Here is a 16,279-nt window from a genome sequence, read left to right on the forward strand (position 1 = left end):
GCCGGGCGCGCCCGCACCCGCGCCCGCAGCACGGCCACTCAGGACTCGGGTCGTTGGCGCTTCCGACGGCTGCCCGGCAGCCCCGGCCCCTCCGCCTCACCCCGGAGGACGGACACCACGCCGAGCCCGGCCGCGCTGACCGGCACCGCCAGCAGAGCACCGATGATTCCGGCGATCCCGGAGCCCGCCACCACCGCGATCATGATCGTGGCGGGGTGGAGTTCGACGGTCCGGCTCTGGATGAGGGGTTGCAGGATGTTCCCCTCGATCGCCTGCACCGCCAGCACCACCCCGAGGGTCCACAGGGCCGTACCCAGCCCGCCGTTCGCAAGGGCCACCAGAACGGCCACCGTTCCCGAGAGGAAGGCACCGACGAAAGGGATGTAGGCACCCATGAAGACGAGCGCCCCGAGTCCGGCCGCCCCGGGAACCCCCAGGGCCAGCAGCCCGATGGAGATGAACGTGGCATCGATCAGCGCGATCAGGGTGGTGCCCCGCATGAAACCGGCCATCGCCGTGAAAGCCTGCTGACCGCACGCGATCACCGTGTCGGCGTGCCTGCCCGGCATCAGTTCGTGCATCGCGTCGCCGAAGCGGTGCCCGTCGCGCAGGAAGAAGAAGACCAGCGCGAGGGCGAGCACTCCCCCGGTCAGCAGTTGGGTGACCAGCCCCAGCCCGGACAGGACTCCGTCTGCGAGTGAATCCACCAGGGTGCTCCCGGACCCCGAGCTCTCCTTGAGCGCGTACTGGATCTTGTCACCGAACGGCCCCAGCCAGGAGGCGATGCGGTCGCCCGCCTGCTGGAGCCCGGAGACGATCTGCGGCGCGCTGCTCACCAGGGAGTTGACCAGCAGAGCGATCCCTCCCGTGACCACGAGTACAAGGATGGTGCAGGTCAGTCCGGCCGCCACACCTCGCTTGACGCCCCGGTCCACCAACCAGGGCATCACCGGGTAGAGCAGGGCCGTGGCCAGCAGGGCGATCAGCATCGGGATCGTCGCGGCCCGCAGTTCCACCACCACGAAGACGGCGAACGCGGCCACGGTGATGAAGAGGATCACCGCCACGGACCAGGCAGCAGCAGATCGAACCGGCGCGGGCAGCATCTGGGCCGGCCGCCGATCGTCCAGTTGCGGCTCCGCACCACCAGCAATGATCACGGGCGCCGTTCCCGAGGCTCCCTCGTCCCCCGTGGAAGGACTCTCACCTGATGCGGATCTCCCTGAGGTGCCCCCGGTGGCCCCTTCGCCGTCTCCGCCCCTGGAGGGCGTCGATGAGTTCTGACGGTCGTCCGGTTCCCGCGGATTCGGGGAGTCCTCAGCCGTCACCGCCACCTCCGCAGCCAACCCGTCGTCATGATCGTCTTATTTCAACAGATAAGGGTCATATCGACTGGCAGGAGCTACCGTCGCGGCGTGGCGGTCGGAGCAGCCGACCGCCACGGCCGGAATGCCGCCACCGGTGGCCCCGCGTGCTCTTCGCGCCCCCCGTCCCGGTTGTGCGGGTGCGGACAGCCGGTAGCGATGGGTCAGGCCTGCTGCTGGTCGATCGTTCGGCGCAGCAGGGCGATTCGGTTGGAGGTCAGCGAGTCGACCCCGAGGGCGATCATCCGCCGCATGGTGCGGCGCAGGTCCACGGTCCAGGTGGCCAGACCCAGACCGGCGTCGTGGACGGAGGCCACCAGCCGGTCGTCCACCAGCCCGAAGGGCGGGTTGAGGTAGCTGGGGCGCAGCTCGGCGAGCAGTCGTTGTTTCGGCAACTGGAGACGCTTCCAGGTCAGCGAAATCTCCGCGTCGGGCGCGAGTTCACGGACGGCCAGCATGGCCACCACCGGTCCGCAGAAGGCGACACGGGACTCCATCCCGAGTTCGCTGACGACCTGCCAGGTGACGGCGGCCGGGGCGCTGTCGTCCAGATCGATCATCAGCCGCGCCCCGTCCGTCGCGGCGACGGTCTGCAAGGTCTCGGCCAGGGTGGGGATCCGGAGCCCGGGAGTGGCCAGTTCTGCCAACTGGTCGAGCGTCACCCGGTTGATCTGGCGCTGGTCGTTCCACAGCCGCTCGAGGGTACGGTCGTGCAGCAGCACGGGCACCCCGTCCCGGGTGAGCTGGACGTCGACCTCGACGGCGTCGGCCCCCGCGGCGAGGGCGGCGCTGACCGCCGGCAGGGTGTTCTCGCGGTGCAGGTACGGGTCACCACGATGGGCAACGGCGCGCACGCGGCTCTTCAACGGGATCGTCCTCTCGCACGGTCAGGGCACTCACGACGCCGGCCGTCCCGCTACCGGTCGACCGCAGGTCTCCGCATCCTAGGCGGCGTCGGTTCACGCCCCGCCGCCGGCCATCGGTACCGCACGAACGACCCGGCCCCGGCCACGGGCCACGGCTCGGGTTCGCACTCGGGCTCGGGCTCGATCGGCGCAGGAGCCGGAGCGGAAGAGGGGGCGGGAGCGGGAGCCTGCCTGAGGCGGCGCGAGGGTCCGCTCGGCCTCAACCGGCCTCAGCGCCGTTCGACCACGACATTGGTCGACTTGATCACTGCGGTGGCGGGCGCCCCCGGGACGAGCCCGAGTTCCTCCGCAGAGTCACGGCTGATCAGGGAGACCACCCGGAACGGGCCCGCCTGGATCTCCACCTGCGCCGCGACGTCGCCCAGGACGACGGCGGTCACGATTCCGGGGAACCGGTTCCGGGCCGATGAACGCCCCTCCACCTCGCCGTTGTCCGGTCGGGCGAGTTCCCGGGCGAACGCCGCGAGTTGTGCCCCGTCGATGATCCGGTGTCCGTGCTCGTCGCGCGTCGCCGGCAGTCGGCCCGCATCCACCCATCGCCGCATGGTGTCGGCGCTCACCCCCAGCATCGAGGCAGCCTCGCCGATGCGGTACGGGTGGACGGGCCGGTCGGACGTGACCATCGATGCGGCTCCCGGGCGATTCAAGAACGGACTGGCGGACCCCGCCATCCTGCCGTACCGAAACCACTTCCCCAGCACGCCCCACCCTCCGACCGGGAACCGGCCCGTCCCCGGTCCATCGCCCGGCGCTGCGGCCCTGGCCACGACCGCACCTCAACGCAGCATGGCTCACCACGCACGCCTCACACGACCGACGCGGCCGACGCGGCCGGCACGAGCTGCGGGCCAGCACGCCGCGCGGGAGCAGGACGGCCACGCCCCGGTGCCACCGCGTCGAAGGACAGAGATCCGGTTCGGCAGCGCCGACGAATCATCGGCCCCGGCACCCTGCACGGCGCTCCGCGCGGAGCGCGCCAGGTCGCGCTCTCAGTCGCCCCCGAACAGCTCCCGTCGCGCCGTGTCCCCGGCGGTCAGCACCGCGCCCGCCAGGACGGCGCCGCCGCCCGCGGTACCGGCCCGCACCTCGGTGGCGAGCGGGGAGAGCCGGGTGAGGTGGCGCTCGACCCGGCCGGCCAGTTCGGAGCCGCCGGCCTGTCCGATCTCGCCGCCCAGCACCACGCATCCCGGGTCGAGCACGACGCAGATCGCGGACGCCCCGACGGCGATCCGCAGGGCGAGTTCGTCCAGGAAGTCGTCGGCGCCGGTCTCGACGGCCCGGCGGACCACCGCCTCGGCGGCGGGTTCCTGGTCCTTGGCCACGCCTCCGACTCGGGTTCCACCTGCGTTCCCGACACCAGCCCCGGCGCCGGCACCGGCCCCGACCTCTAGCTCGAGCCCGTGGCGGGCGGCGAGTTCGCAGACCGCCGCGCTCGACACCGTGGAGTGGAAGCCGTTGTCGCACTTCTTCGAGTCCGGCAGCCCGATGGTTCCGGGCACGGGCAGGAAGCCGATCTCGCCGGTGCCCCCGGATGCCCCGCGCCGCAGGCGACCGTCCAGCACCACGGAGGCGCCCACGCCGTGTCCGAGCCAGATCAGCGCGAAGTCCCGCCGGCCCCGGGCCGCGCCGATGCGGTGCTCGGCGATCCCGGCCAGGTTCACCTCGTTCTCGAGGATCACTTCCGTCCCTGGGCGCGCCCGCAGGGCGGCGAGCAGCTTGGTGTGCCATTCGGGCAGCTTGCCGGAGTTGTTGAGCGCGCCGGTCGCCGGGTCGACCAGGCCGGGGGCGCCGACGGCCACGGTGTGCAGTTCCCCGGCACCGGCCTCGGCCGCGGTGGCGAGCAGTGCCTCGACGGTCCGCTCCACCAGCTGGTCGCCGTCCGCCGGCCCCCGGTGCGCGTCTACAGCGGAGGCAGGAGGGGAGGCGGCGATGGTGGCCGTGCCGAGCGTCCGGCCGGTCAGGTCGGCGACCACCAGGCTGACGCCGTTGGCGCGGATGTCGATGCCGGCGAGGTGCGCGCGGTCGGCGACCAGTCCGTACAGGCGGGCGTTGGGGCCGCGGCGCAGCGCGGCGCTCTCGCCGGCGTGGGCGACCAGGCCGCTGCGCTGGAGTCGTTCGAGCAGGTCGGCGACGGTGGGCCGGGAGAGTCCGGTCAGCGCGCGCAGATCGGATGCGGTGAGCGGGCCCCGTTCGAGCAGCAGGTCGAGGGCAAGCCGGTCGTTGATGGCCCGGGCGGTGCTCGGCGTGGCGGTGCGAGCGGTCGTCATGAGCCTGCATCCTTCCAGAGGTTTCTATCAGGCAGGGTACCTGATAGTTTATTGCCATCCGACCGACCCAAGGGGGAGCCCAGCATGGGCGAGACTCTCAAGGACGTCCAGCGCGCACGGATGAGCGTGGCGCTGGTGTTCGCCGTTCACGGTGCCGTCACCGGCACCTTCGTCAGCCGCATCCCGTGGATCAAGGACCACCTCCACCTGAGCCCGGGCCAGCTCGGTCTCGCCCTGGTGTTCCCGGCGATCGGCGCGTCGGTGGCGATGCCGCTGGCCGGTCGGATCGTGCACCGTCTCGGTGCCCGGACGGCGCTGCAGGGCCTGTTGACGCTGTGGTGCCTGTCGCTGGCGCTGCCCGCGCTCTCCCCCAACCTTGCGGTCCTCTGTCTGGCGCTGTTCCTCTACGGCGCGACGGCCGGCATGTCGGATGTCGCGATGAACGCGCAGGGTGTCGAGGTCGAGGAGCGGATCGGTCGGTCGATCATGTCCGGCCTGCACGGCATGTGGAGCGTCGGCGGCCTGGTCGCCTCCGCGTTCGGTGTCCTGGCGGCCCATCAGCATGCGGACGCCCGGGTGCAGTACGCGGTGACCGCGGCGGTCCTGGTGCTGCTCGCCCAGGTGGTGTCGCGCGGGGTGCTGGACGCCCGGCCGGCAGCCGAGGAGGAAGCCCCGCCGCGTTTCGCGCTGCCTCCGAAGGAAGCGATGGTCATCGGCCTGGTCGGGTTCTGCGCGGTGTTCGCCGAGGGTGCGTCGATGGACTGGAGCGGGGTCTACCTCCGTGACATCACCGGCGCCTCCCCCTCCGTCGCCGCCGCCTGCTTCACCGCCTTCGCCGCCACCATGGCCGCGGCCCGCCTGGCCGGTGACGCGGTCGTCCGCCGGCTCGGCCCGGTGCGCACCGTCCGGCTGAGCGGCATGGTCGCCACCGTCGGCGGTCTGCTGGTGGTGCTCGCCGACTCCCCGTACCTGGCCATCCCGGGCTTCGCACTGATCGGCATCGGCATCGCCGTGGTCGTTCCGCTCGCGTTCGCCGCGGCGGGCCGGGCGGGTACCAACCCGAGCCAGTCCATCGCCGGTGTCGCCACCATCACGTACACCTCCGGCCTGGTCGCCCCGGCCGTGGTCGGCGGCATCGCCCAGGCCAGCTCGCTCACGGTCTCCTTCGTCGCGGTCACGCTGCTCGTCGCCGCCTTGGTCCCCTCCGCGACGGCGATGCGCCACCGCAAGTCGGTGGACGTCCCGGCCGCGACCTCCGGCTCCTTGGAGCCGACCCACTGACGGACGGCCGGACCATGGGCGGACGGACGTCCGCCGAGGGGCGCGGGAGATCCGCTCCCGCGCCCCTCGGCACGTCCGGAGCCCCGGCACCGCCCCCACCCCCGGCCCGCCCGTCTCGGTCCCGCGCCCTCCCCGTAGTGCCCGCCGCCACCCGCTGCGACCGCCACCAGCCACCCACCACCCGCTACCCACCGCCCGCTACCGAGCGCGCGTCGGACCCGATGATCTGCGCCTCCGTCCTGCCGTGCGATGCTCGTGGTCATGGATTCCGCCCCGCGCAACCCGATCGGTGCCCACGTCCCCGTCGCCGGCAAGGGCCTGGTGGGGACGGGGCTGGCCTACGCCGAGAAGGTCGGGGCGGAGGCGGTCCAGGTGTTCGTCGCCAACCCGCGCGGGTGGGCGACCCCGGCCGGGAACCCGGCGCACGACCTGGCCTTCCGGACGGCCTGCGCCGAGCGGGGCGTCCCGGCGTACGTGCACGCGCCGTACCTGATCAACTTCGGCTCCGACTCGGACGCGACCCGGGAGCGTTCCGCCGAGTCACTGACGCACTCGCTGCACCGTTCGGCGGCCATCGGCGCCCTCGGCACGGTCGTGCACACCGGGTCCGCGCTCTGCGGCACCCGCGCGGAGGCGCTCGCCCAGGTCCGCGAGCAGGTGCTGCCGATCCTGGACGGCCTCGACCGGTACGGCGCCGACGCCCCGTGGTTGCTGCTGGAACCGACGGCCGGCCAGGGCAGCTCGCTCTGCTCCCGGATGGAGGACCTCGCCGCCTACCTGGACGCCCTCGACCACCACCCGCTGGTCGGCGTCTGCCTGGACACCTGCCACGCCTTCGCGGCCGGCCACGACCTGGCCGCGCCGGACGGGGCCGACGAGCTCTTCGACGCCCTGCACCGGGCGATCGGGCCCGGCCGGTTGCGGCTGATCCACGCCAACGACTCGCAGGACGTCGCGGGCGCCCGCAAGGACCGCCACGAGAACATCGGCGCCGGTCACATCGGCGCGGCAGCGTTCGAGGCGCTGCTCGCGCACCCGGCCACCGCCGGCGTCCCCCTGATCATCGAGACCCCGGACGGCCGCCACGACCCCGCCCGGGTCGAGGGCGCCCGGCACGCCGCCGACATCGCCCTGCTCAAGCGACTGCGCCGCCCGGCCACCCCGTGAGCGCCCGCCCACCCGGCCGGGGGCGCACCTCCCGGGGCGGTACGGCCCTCGACGCGGGTTAAGCTCCCCGGGTGCACGCTCCGCAGCCGATAGCCGCGCCCGCCATCCCGGCCGAAACCGCGCCCCCCGCCGAGGCCGGCACCGGCGCCCCGGCGGATCCCGCCACCGCCCCCGTGCCCCGCGCCGACGCCCCGGAACTCCCCGCCACCGCCCCGCAGCACCGGACCGCGCGCCGCCCGCACCGCGGGGCGCTGCTGCGCCTGGGCGCGCTGCTCGCCGTGCTCGCCGCCGCCGCGGGCTCGCTGCTGCTGTGGGACCCGTCCGCCGTCCTGTCCGCCGCCTCGGGGCCGTGGCGGATCCCGATCGCACTCGCCGCGTACGGCTTCGGGACGGTGGCCTTCCTGCCCCGTCCGGCGCTGAACGCGGGCATGGGGGTGCTGTTCGGTTCGCTGTGGGGCGTGCCGCTGGCGATCGCGGGGTCGGCGATCGGCGCGGCGGTGGCGTTCGCGCTCGGACGTTCGCTGGGGCGCGAGGCACTGCGGCCGCTGGTGCGCGGCCGGGTGCTGACGGAGATCGACCGGCGCCTGGCCGAACAGGGCTTCCGCAGCGTGCTGCTGATCCGACTGTTCCCGGGCGCGCCGTTCCAGGCCGGCAACTTCGCGTGCGCGTTCTCCGGCGTGAGGTTCTGGCCGTACCTGGCGGCCACCATCCTCGGCGTGGTGCCGACCACCGCCGCGTACGTGGTCGCCGGGGCGAGCGCGGGTTCGCCCACCTCCCCGGCCTTCCTGATCTCCGCAGGCGTGATCACCGCGATGTGCGTGTTCAGCGCCGTCTCGCTCTGGCGCGCCCGCCCCCGCCGCTCCGCCTGACCGCCGCCGCACCCCGATACCCGACGCCCGCCTCACCGGCAGAGCAGAACTTGCCGTGCCGAGGCCACGCGTCCAGTACGTCACCGGACCCGCGCGCCGCACGGCGGGAACGACGCGGTACGGCACCGACGGCACTCCCTCCCGGAACGGGCCGCCCCCTCGGTTCGGCCCGTCCGCCTAGCGCTCGATCGCGGGCGACCACTCGCCGAGCGACCACAGCACCACCGTGTTGACGGCCATCACGGCGCCGAGCCCGAGCGCCCACCCGGGGTGTCCGCCGGCTGCCAGCAGCGCGACCGCGCCGCCCCAGACCAGCAGTTGCACCCCGTACCAGAGCAGGGCCGAGTCGCGCACCGGCCGCCGGGGCGCCGCGTAGCGGCCCCACAGCAGGACCGCGAGCACCAGCAGCACCAGCGCGATCAGCGTCCGCAGCACGACCGGGCCGTCCGCCCACACCCCGTACCCGCCGATGGCCAGCGCCGCCAGCGAGGCCAGTTCCAGCAGCAGGCGCAGCGCCAGCTGAGTGCCCGTCACCACCTTGCGCACGCTCGCCCCCGCCCGTTCCCCGCCACACCAGCGGCACCAGCGGCACCAGCCACCACGATGATCCGATCCTCCCACCACAGCCCCACCCCAGCCGGCCCGACCCCGACCCACCCAGGAAACGGAAACGGGAACGGCCGCCCGAAAACGGTTCGCCCGCGCCGCCCGGACTGCTCCACCATGTCCGCATGACGAACACGGCTCCCGCCACCACCCGCACCAGCCCGCCCTTCGCCGCCGACGAGGCGACCATGCTCGGCGCCTGGCTGGACTTCCACCGCGCCACGCTCGCCCTCAAGTGCGAGGGGCTGTCACCCGATCAACTGCGCCGACGCGCCTGTCCGCCGTCCTCGCTGTCCCTGCTCGGCCTGGTGCGGCACATGGCGGAGGTGGAGCGCCACTGGTTCCGCGAGGTGCTGGACGGCCAGGACCTTGAGCCGTCCGGCCGCTACTGGACGGAGGAGTTCCCGGACGGCGACTTCGACCTGGTGGACGGGGCCGATCCGGTCGCCGATACCGCGGTCTGGCAGGAGGAGGTGGCCTTCGCCCGGTCCGCAGTCACCGACGTGTCGTTGGACACGGTCGGCAGGGGCCGGTGGCGCGACAGCGAGGTGACGCTCCGTTGGATCCTGGTGCACATGATCGAGGAGTACGCCCGTCACAACGGCCACGCCGACCTGCTTCGGGAACGAATCGACGGCTCCACCGGCGAGTAGCCCACCCGCGCCGCGCGGGACGCCACGCCCGGGTGACGCCTGGATGGCGCACGCCGCGCCGAGCGCCACCCCCCTCGCGCGCGCCCCCCGTCCGCGATCCGCCACTCCCGGGTGAAGCCGTTACATGATTGTTGACACATAGTCAACTAGCTTCCGGGTAGCACCTATAGGGTCGTCCCGCGCAACCGTTCACCGACCGGTGGCGTCGTTGCGGACGTCCGGGGAGCCGTGGATCTTCCCCCGCGCCACAACTCGTCCAGCGGGTACAAGCGGGCACATCCACGGTGATCAGTGCGATACTCGGACAGTTCCAACAAGTGGATGACGTGTCAAAACGACCCGTCGTCCCCCGGGGGACGAGTACGGAACGAGACAGGGAGGCGCGGCTAATGGGAGCACTTCGCGACGAGTACCACAACGGGTGGCTGATGCCTTCCGGAAGCTACCCGGCCGCGATGTACGAGGAACCGTGGGAGGGCGAGGAGACGCTGCCGAGCAGCGTCCAGACCGGCCCCTCCAAGATCGTCTCGCTCCGGCCGACGGGCTTCGAGGCCGCCCGCACCGTCGGCGAGCACATCCGTGCCGCCACCCCGGTGGTCATGGACCTCACCGAGATGGACGACGCCGAGGCCAAGCGCATGGTCGACTTCGCCTCCGGCCTGATCTTCGGCACCCGCGGCGGCATCGAGCGGATCGCCCGCCGGGTGTTCCTGCTGACCCCGGCCGACGTCGAGGTGACGGTCATCGACCGCCCGCTCGACGAGTCGGGCTTCTACAACCAGAGCTGACCGCCCGGCCCCGGCCGCAAGCCCCACCGGCACCCACGGACCCCGCGCCCCGCGCGGGGTCTTCGGCATGCCCGGAAGCGCCCGCACCGCCCCGCCCTGCGCCCGTATCCGCACCCTGCCGGTGAGACGCACATCGAAATTTTGAGACATCGATGTCTCAGTTGCGCTATCCTCTTCTCATGGCAACTGACCGCGACTCCGTCCTGGAGGCAGCCGTGGGCATCCTGTCCCGGCGCCCGACGGCCCATCTCGACGAGATCGCCCGCGCCGCCGGGATCAGCCGGGCCACGCTGCACCGGATCTTCCCGGGCCGCGAGGCCCTGATCCTGGAGGTGGGCGCCCTCGGCCTGCGCCGCTTCTCCTCCGCGCTCGACGCCGCGCGGGTGGAGGAGGGCAACGCCGAGGCCGCGCTGCGCCGGCTGGTGGACGCGGTGGTGCCGGATGCCGCGCTGTGCGCCTTCCTGGCCGGTGAGAACCAGCTGTACGACCACGAGGAGATCAACGACCTCTGGGAGACCCAGGACGCCCGGGTCCGCGCGCTGTTCCTGCGCGGCCAGCAGGAGGGGGTGTTCCGCGTCGAACTCTCGGCCGCCTGGCTGAGCGAGGCGTTCTTCGACCTGGTGGCCGGCATCGGCTGGGCCGTGCAGGAAGGCCGGCTCGCCCCCCGCGAAAGCGCGTTCTCGCTCGCCGAGCTGTTCCTCGGCGGTGCTCTACGGAGATCTGATACCTGATGAGTTCCACCCCCGTCACCCGGCCCGGCCACCGCTGGGCCGGTCTCGGCGTCCTCGTGCTCGCCGTCACCCTGGTGGCGGTGGACGCGACGGTGCTCTCCCTCGCCATCCCCTCGATCACCGAAACCCTCCGCCCGTCCGGCACCCAGCTGCTCTGGATCGGCGACGTCTACTCCTTCGTGCTGGCCGGCCTGCTGGTGTCGATGGGCGCGCTCAGCGACCGGCTGGGCCGCAAGCGGGTGCTGCTGGCGGGTTCGGTCGCGTTCGGCGCGGCCTCGCTGCTGGCGGCGTACGCGCCCGGCCCGGGCTGGCTGGTGCTGGCCCGGGCGCTGCTCGGCGTGGCCGGGGCGACGATCATGCCGTCCACGCTCTCGCTGATCCGCACGCTGTTCCCGGACACCCGGGAGCGGGCCACCGCGATCGGTGTCTGGGGCGCGGGCGCGGCGGCCGGCGCCGCGCTGGGCCCGCTGGTGGGCGGCGTGCTGCTGGAGCACTTCTGGTGGGGGTCGGTGTTCCTGCTGAACCTGCCGGTGATGGTGCTGCTGCTGGCGCTGGGCGGCTGGCTGCTGCCGGAGTCCCGCGATCCGCGCCCGGGCCGGTGGGACGTGCTGAGCGTGCTGCTGTCGATGGCCGGGGTGATCGGCGCGGTGTACGGCGTCAAGGAGTTCGCCGTGCACGGTCCGGAGCGGTGGACGACCCCGCTGGTGTTCGCGCTGGGCGCGGTCGCGCTGGTGGCGTTCGTGCGGCGCCAGCTCCGGCTGGAGACCCCGCTGCTGGACGTCCGGCTGTTCCGGAACGCGCGGTTCACGGCGGCGGTGGTCTCCTCGCTGATCTGCCTGATCGGCCTGTCCGGCGTGATCTTCTTCATGTCGCAGTACCTCCAGCTGGTGCGCGGCTACTCCCCGCTGCACGCGGGCTTCGCCGAGATGCCGGCCTTCGTCGGCTCGGTGGCGGGCGGGCTGCTGACGGCCCGGCTGGTGCGGCGCGCGGGTGCCCGCCGGGTGCTGACGGCGAGCCTGTTCGTGATGGGCCTGGGCATCGGCGTGCTGGGCTTCGTCCGGGTGGACAGCGCGTACCTGCTGCTCGGCTCGTCCTTCCTGGCGCTGGGCACCGCCGAGGGCGTGGTGTACACCCTCTCCTCGGACCTGGTGCTGGGTGCCGCCCCGGCCGACCGGACGGGCGCCGCCTCGGCCGTGTCGGAGACGGCGTACGAGCTGGGCGCGGCGCTGGGCATCGCCCTGGTCGGCTCGATCGTGACGGCCCTGTACGCGGGTTCGCTGTCCGTTCCGGCGGGCGTCGATCCGGCGCTCGCGGAGCAGGCCCGCCAGTCGTTGGGCGGCGCCCTGGAGTCCGCGGCCGCCCTGCCCGCGGGCCCGGCCGGGCAGTTGCTCGCCGACGCGAACGGCGCGTTCGTGCACGGCGTCACGGTCGCGGCCTGGGTCGCGGCGGCCCTGCTGCTGGCCTCCGCCGCCCTTGCCCGCCACCTGCTGCGCGACCGGCCCGACCGCACTGCGGCCAGCACCGTCGACACCGGCACCGTCGACACCGCCGCCGCCGGCACCACCGCCGGCACCCCGCAGCCGGCCGACCGCCCCGCCCCGCGGTCCGGAGCGGAACCCACCAGGTCCCCCGCCCACCGCTGACCGCCGCCCGCAGCCGCGGCCACGCACCTGCCGTACCCATCCCGCCGCCCGCACCGCCGATCTGACGGGACGTCCGACTCCCCCAATGGCGCAGCGCCGCTGGCCCCGGGTGGCGCCGGGCTCGGACGATGGGGGCGTAGGGCGGAGGCGGGCGTCCGGTTCCGCACGTCCGGGTGCGGGCCGTGGGCCTGCCGGAACGACCGCGGCGCGCACGGGCCCGGCGCGGTTCTGAGCGAAAGGGTGCATCGCGATGCGAGACGCGGAGCGGAACGGTTCGGGCCGGGGGCTGGTCCGGCAGGGCCGGGTGGGGCCGCCGCTGCGGCACCCGGTGCGGCGGCGGCCGGTCCGGCGCGGCCTGCGGGTCTCGCTGGCGCTGGCCGGCGCGGTGGCCGGGATCTCGGTGGTCGCGGCCTGCGGCGGCAGCTCGGGCGAGAACCCGGTGCAGGCGGCGATGTCGACGTTCACGGTCGGGCCGCCGGAGACGGCGAGCTTCTCGGGCGAGCCTCCGTCCGCCTTCGCGTCCGCGCACGAGTCGGCGCTGGCCTCGGTCTCGGCCGCGCAGGCCAGCGCGTCCGAGCGCGCCGCCTCGTTCGAGGCCTCGGTGAACGCCCAGCTCGCGGCGACCCGGGCGAAGGCGGCGGAGGTGCTGGCGGCCGTCACGGACGCGGGCAACGCGATCTCGGACGTGACGCTGACCGGCGTGCCGAACTCGACCTCCGGCGACCTGTCGGCGGCGATGGTCACGGTCACCAACAGCACCACCGAGACCCGCTCCTACGCGATCCAGGTCGATTTCACCGACAGCACCGGCAAGAGCGTGGACAGCCAGGCGGTCGGCATCGAGAACCTGGCGGCGGGGGCGACCGCCAACCCGATGGCGTTCAGCAAGGCGGGCCAGGGCGCGAACCTGCTCCCGGTGGTGGTGAAGTCCTACCGCTACTGACCGGGCACGCGGATGCCGGTGGGTCCACCGCACGAGTCGAGTGCGGTGGACCCACCGGCATCCGCGTGTCCGCATCTCCGTGTGCCGGCATGTCCGTATGTCCGTATGTCCGTACGCGCTCCGCCCCCGGCACCGGGTCAGTTGACGGAGCGGAGGATGACGTCCTCGTAGTCCCAGGCCGGGTCGTCCGCGCCCTCCGCGTCCTGCCCGGCGACGGTCTCGTCGGCCGCCTCGCCGATGGCCTCCGCGAAGGCCTCGGCATCGGGCCCGCCGAAGGCGTCGGCACCGGGTTCCAGCAGCCGGAGGCCGGACCAGGGTTCGGTGCGGAGATCGGTGCCGTCGGCGCCGGTGGGGCGCAGGTCGGGGGCCAGGAGTTCGGTCTGCTCGGTGGTTCGTCCATTCTGCGTGTCCATGGGTCCATAGTGGTTCGGCCCGCCGGTGCGGGCCCGGTGCCCGGCCGCAGAGGCCCCCGATCGGGTGTACGGGTGGTACCTGCCCCGCTCTTCCGGCCCGCCGCCACCCGGTCGGCGGGTGCGGGCAACCCGTGCGAGCCAACCCGGCTGGCCGGGCCGGGGGCGCGCCCATAGCTTCGAGGCGGCGGACGTGCTGCTCATGCCGTCCGCGACCGCGACGTCTGGAAGCCGGCTGCTCTCGATGACTGCTCTCCTCGCTCCGACGCGCCCGCTGATCCGGGTCGCCGCCGTTCTGCTGTCGTGCGCCGCCTCGGTGCCCGCCGCGCTGGCCGCCGCCCCGGCTGCGGCGGCGCCCACCGGTCCGACCGTGCTCCGGGTCCCGCCCGGCGCGTCCGTGCAGACCGCCTTGGACGCGGCCGCCCCGGGTGACGTGGTGGAGCTCGCCGCGGGCCGCTACCCGGGCAGCGTGACACTCACCACCGACCGCGTGACCCTGCGCGGCCAGGGCACCGGCACCGTCCTGGTGCCCGATCCGGCCGACCGCGGCGCCTGCGCGCAGGCCGGTGACGGCGTGTGCGTGACGGGCGGTGCGGATCCGCAGGGCGCGCCGGTGCACCCGGTCTCGGGCGTGGTGGTGGAGGCGCTGACGGTGGCGGGCTTCGCCCGCAACGGCGTCGGCGCGGCCGTCACCGACCGGCTGACGGTGCGCGGGGTGGCGGCGCACGACAACGGCCTGCAGGGCATCAGTGTCGAGATGTCGACCCGTACCGTGCTGACCGACAACGAGGCCCGGGACAACGGCCAGGCGGGGATCTTCGTGGCCAACTGGTACGACCGCAAGGGCGGCGCGCTGGAGACCCTGGGCACCGAGGTGTCCGGGAACCGGTTGACCGGCAACCGGATCGGCCTGCAACTGCGCCGGGTGCGCGGGCTGACGGCGGAGGCCAACCTGGCGTCCGGGAACTGCGGCGGCCTGTTCGTGGTCGGCGACGACGGGGTGCCCCGGGCCGGGGCGCTGACCCTCCGGGCCAACGTGGTGCGGGCGAACAACCGGTACTGCCCGCCCAATCCCCGGCTCGACTCCGTCCAGGGCACCGGCATCCTGCTGACCGGCACCGAGGACGTCACGGTCTCCGGCAACCAGGTCGCCGACCACACCGGGGCGTCCCCGATGTCCGGCGGCATCGTGCTGTACCCGAGCGTGGTCGGCGCCCCCAACGCCCGGGCCACCGTCACCGGCAACGTCCTGCGCGACAACGTCCCCGCCGACCTGGCCGACCGGGACCCGCACGGCACCGGCCACACGTTCGCCGGCAACGTCTGCGGCACCTCCGAGCCCGCCGGCCACTGCTGAGCCACTCTCGCCCCGCTCCCCCACGCGGCCCCCACGCCCACCCTCCGACCCACCGACGAAAGGCCGTCCCCGTGACCTCCGCCCCGACCGCCCCGCCCAACCCGACCACCTCGCCGAACCCGCAGAGCCCGCAGACCTCCCAGAGCCCGCAGAACCCGACGGCGCCGGTCGCGGCCCCGGCCGTCCCGCCCGCGATGCTGCTGCGCGAGCTGGTGTTCGGCGCCGCCTGCGCGGGCGCGGTCCGCGCCGCCGCCAGCCTGCGGCTGCCGGACGCGCTGGACGAGGAGCCCGCCACCGCCGAGCAGCTGGCCGGGCGGCTGGACGTCGAGCCCGGCCCGCTGCGGCGGCTGCTGCGCGCGCTGGCCTGCTACGAGGTGTTCGCCGAGGACGCCGACGGCCGCTACCGGCACACCCCGCTGTCGCGCCTGCTGCGCGCCGACGAGCCGGGCAGCCTGCGCGACATCGCGCTGTGGTGCACCGAGCCGTGGACCTGGCAGTCCTGGTCCCGGCTGGACGACGCGGTGCGCACCGGGCGCAGCGTCTTCGGCGACGCCTTCGGCAAGGAGTTCTTCCAGTACCTGCACGACGACGCGCCGGAGTCCGCCGCCCTGTTCAACCGGGCGATGACCCAGTCCAGCCGGCAGTCCGCGCAGGACCTGGCCGGCTTCCTCGACCTGGCGGGCGTCGCCTCGGTGGCGGACATCGGCGGCGGCCAGGGCCAGGTGCTGGCCGAGCTGATGGAGCGCCACCCCGACCTGCACGGCACCCTGCTGGACCTGCCGAAGGTGGTCGAGCACGCGGACCCGCGGCTGCTGCCCGGCGGGTCGCTGGCCGACCGGGCCCGGCTGGTGCCCGGGGACTGCCGCACCGCGGTGCCGGTGCAGGCGGACCTGTACCTGGTGAAGAACATCCTGGAGTGGGACGACGACTCCACCCGCCGGACGCTGCGCAACCTGCGCCAGGTGGCCCGTCCGGGCGCCCGGGTGGTGATCGTGGAGAACCTGGTGGACGACTCCCCCTCGATGCGGTTCACCACCGCGATGGACCTGCTGCTCCTGCTGAACGTCGGCGGCGCCAAGCACACCCTGGGCAGCCTGACCGCCCTGATCGCGGAGTCCGGCCTGCGGCTGGACGCGGTCGCCCCGGTCAACCCGTACCTGCACGCCTTCTCCTGCGCCGTCCCGTAAACAGCCCCGCGGGCGGCGCGCGCGGACGGACGCCGACCGGCGCCGGCGCCGACGCCGAGGCCGACAGACACCGAGGGGCCGCCCGGA

Annotated in this window: 16 protein-coding genes; 10 read left to right on the plus strand and 6 right to left on the minus strand. The window is 73.9% G+C overall.

The window, feature by feature from the left end:
- Positions 1 to 38 precede the first annotated feature (38 nt).
- The 4 genes from K353_RS00870 to K353_RS00885 all read right to left on the minus strand — a co-directional run bounded on the left by K353_RS00870 (position 39) and on the right by K353_RS00885 (position 4,557).
- Complete coding sequence (locus K353_RS00870) at positions 39 to 1,160, minus strand: AI-2E family transporter (protein ID WP_233533277.1); 1,122 nt, start codon at positions 1,158 to 1,160, stop codon at positions 39 to 41.
- A 368-nt stretch (positions 1,161 to 1,528) separates the two neighbouring features.
- A complete protein-coding gene (locus K353_RS00875) occupies positions 1,529 to 2,230 on the minus strand; it encodes a glycerophosphodiester phosphodiesterase (protein WP_370447534.1) in 702 nt (233 codons plus the stop codon).
- A 269-nt stretch (positions 2,231 to 2,499) separates the two neighbouring features.
- On the minus strand, positions 2,500 to 2,913 hold the full coding sequence (locus K353_RS00880; RefSeq protein ID WP_111551597.1) for a molybdopterin-binding protein: 414 nt from the start codon (positions 2,911 to 2,913) through the stop codon (positions 2,500 to 2,502).
- A 366-nt stretch (positions 2,914 to 3,279) separates the two neighbouring features.
- Positions 3,280 to 4,557, minus strand: a complete 1,278-nt coding sequence (locus K353_RS00885; RefSeq protein WP_111551598.1) for an ROK family transcriptional regulator — start codon at positions 4,555 to 4,557, stop codon at positions 3,280 to 3,282.
- An 84-nt stretch (positions 4,558 to 4,641) separates the two neighbouring features.
- On the opposite strand from K353_RS00885, the gene K353_RS00890 reads away from it, so the two are divergent.
- The 3 genes from K353_RS00890 to K353_RS00900 all read left to right on the plus strand — a co-directional run bounded on the left by K353_RS00890 (position 4,642) and on the right by K353_RS00900 (position 7,874).
- Positions 4,642 to 5,838 (plus strand): MFS transporter, encoded by a 1,197-nt coding sequence (locus K353_RS00890; RefSeq protein ID WP_111551599.1) that lies wholly within the window; start codon positions 4,642 to 4,644, stop codon positions 5,836 to 5,838.
- Positions 5,839 to 6,099: 261 nt separating this feature from the next.
- The gene (locus K353_RS00895; RefSeq protein WP_111551836.1) at positions 6,100 to 7,005 is read left to right on the plus strand and encodes a deoxyribonuclease IV; all 906 of its coding nucleotides are present in this window, start codon (positions 6,100 to 6,102) and stop codon (positions 7,003 to 7,005) included.
- Between the two features lie 71 nt (positions 7,006 to 7,076).
- Entirely contained in the window at positions 7,077 to 7,874 is a 798-nt protein-coding gene (locus K353_RS00900) for a TVP38/TMEM64 family protein (protein WP_111551600.1), read from the plus strand.
- Between the two features lie 177 nt (positions 7,875 to 8,051).
- On the opposite strand, the gene K353_RS00905 is transcribed toward K353_RS00900, so the two are convergent.
- Entirely contained in the window at positions 8,052 to 8,408 is a 357-nt protein-coding gene (locus tag K353_RS00905; RefSeq protein WP_158585304.1) for a YrdB family protein, read from the minus strand.
- 197 nt (positions 8,409 to 8,605) lie between these two features.
- On the opposite strand from K353_RS00905, the gene K353_RS00910 reads away from it, so the two are divergent.
- The 5 genes from K353_RS00910 (at position 8,606) to K353_RS00930 (ending at position 13,238) form a co-directional block, all read left to right on the plus strand.
- Positions 8,606 to 9,133 (plus strand): DinB family protein, encoded by a 528-nt coding sequence (locus tag K353_RS00910; protein ID WP_111551602.1) that lies wholly within the window; start codon positions 8,606 to 8,608, stop codon positions 9,131 to 9,133.
- A 389-nt stretch (positions 9,134 to 9,522) separates the two neighbouring features.
- Positions 9,523 to 9,921: a cell division protein SepF gene (locus tag K353_RS00915; RefSeq protein ID WP_111551603.1), complete on the plus strand. Its 399-nt coding sequence runs from the start codon at positions 9,523 to 9,525 to the stop codon at positions 9,919 to 9,921.
- Between the two features lie 179 nt (positions 9,922 to 10,100).
- On the plus strand, positions 10,101 to 10,652 hold the full coding sequence (locus K353_RS00920) for a TetR/AcrR family transcriptional regulator (RefSeq protein WP_100838878.1): 552 nt from the start codon (positions 10,101 to 10,103) through the stop codon (positions 10,650 to 10,652).
- Positions 10,652 to 12,295 carry an MFS transporter gene (locus K353_RS00925; protein WP_233533278.1) on the plus strand — a complete coding sequence of 548 codons (1,644 nt, stop codon included), beginning with the start codon at positions 10,652 to 10,654 and terminating at the stop codon, positions 12,293 to 12,295. The genes K353_RS00920 and K353_RS00925 overlap by 1 nt, the downstream gene beginning before the upstream one ends.
- 250 nt (positions 12,296 to 12,545) lie before the next feature.
- Positions 12,546 to 13,238, plus strand: coding sequence for a hypothetical protein (locus K353_RS00930; protein WP_111551604.1), 693 nt, complete (start codon positions 12,546 to 12,548; stop codon positions 13,236 to 13,238).
- Between the two features lie 137 nt (positions 13,239 to 13,375).
- Here the strand turns inward: K353_RS00930 and K353_RS00935 are convergent, their stop codons facing one another.
- On the minus strand, positions 13,376 to 13,651 hold the full coding sequence (locus K353_RS00935; protein ID WP_111551605.1) for a hypothetical protein: 276 nt from the start codon (positions 13,649 to 13,651) through the stop codon (positions 13,376 to 13,378).
- Positions 13,652 to 13,892: 241 nt separating this feature from the next.
- Between K353_RS00935 and K353_RS00940 the strand changes: the two genes are divergently transcribed.
- Together K353_RS00940 and K353_RS00945 are read left to right on the plus strand one after the other, a co-directional pair.
- Complete coding sequence (locus K353_RS00940; protein WP_111551606.1) at positions 13,893 to 15,005, plus strand: nitrous oxide reductase family maturation protein NosD; 1,113 nt, start codon at positions 13,893 to 13,895, stop codon at positions 15,003 to 15,005.
- Positions 15,006 to 15,199: 194 nt separating this feature from the next.
- Positions 15,200 to 16,192 carry a methyltransferase gene (locus K353_RS00945; protein ID WP_111551837.1) on the plus strand — a complete coding sequence of 331 codons (993 nt, stop codon included), beginning with the start codon at positions 15,200 to 15,202 and terminating at the stop codon, positions 16,190 to 16,192.
- Positions 16,193 to 16,279 lie beyond the last annotated feature (87 nt).

This window comes from Kitasatospora sp. SolWspMP-SS2h (assembly GCF_003259315.1).
Taxonomy (GTDB): Bacteria; Actinomycetota; Actinomycetes; order Streptomycetales; family Streptomycetaceae; genus Kitasatospora; species Kitasatospora fiedleri.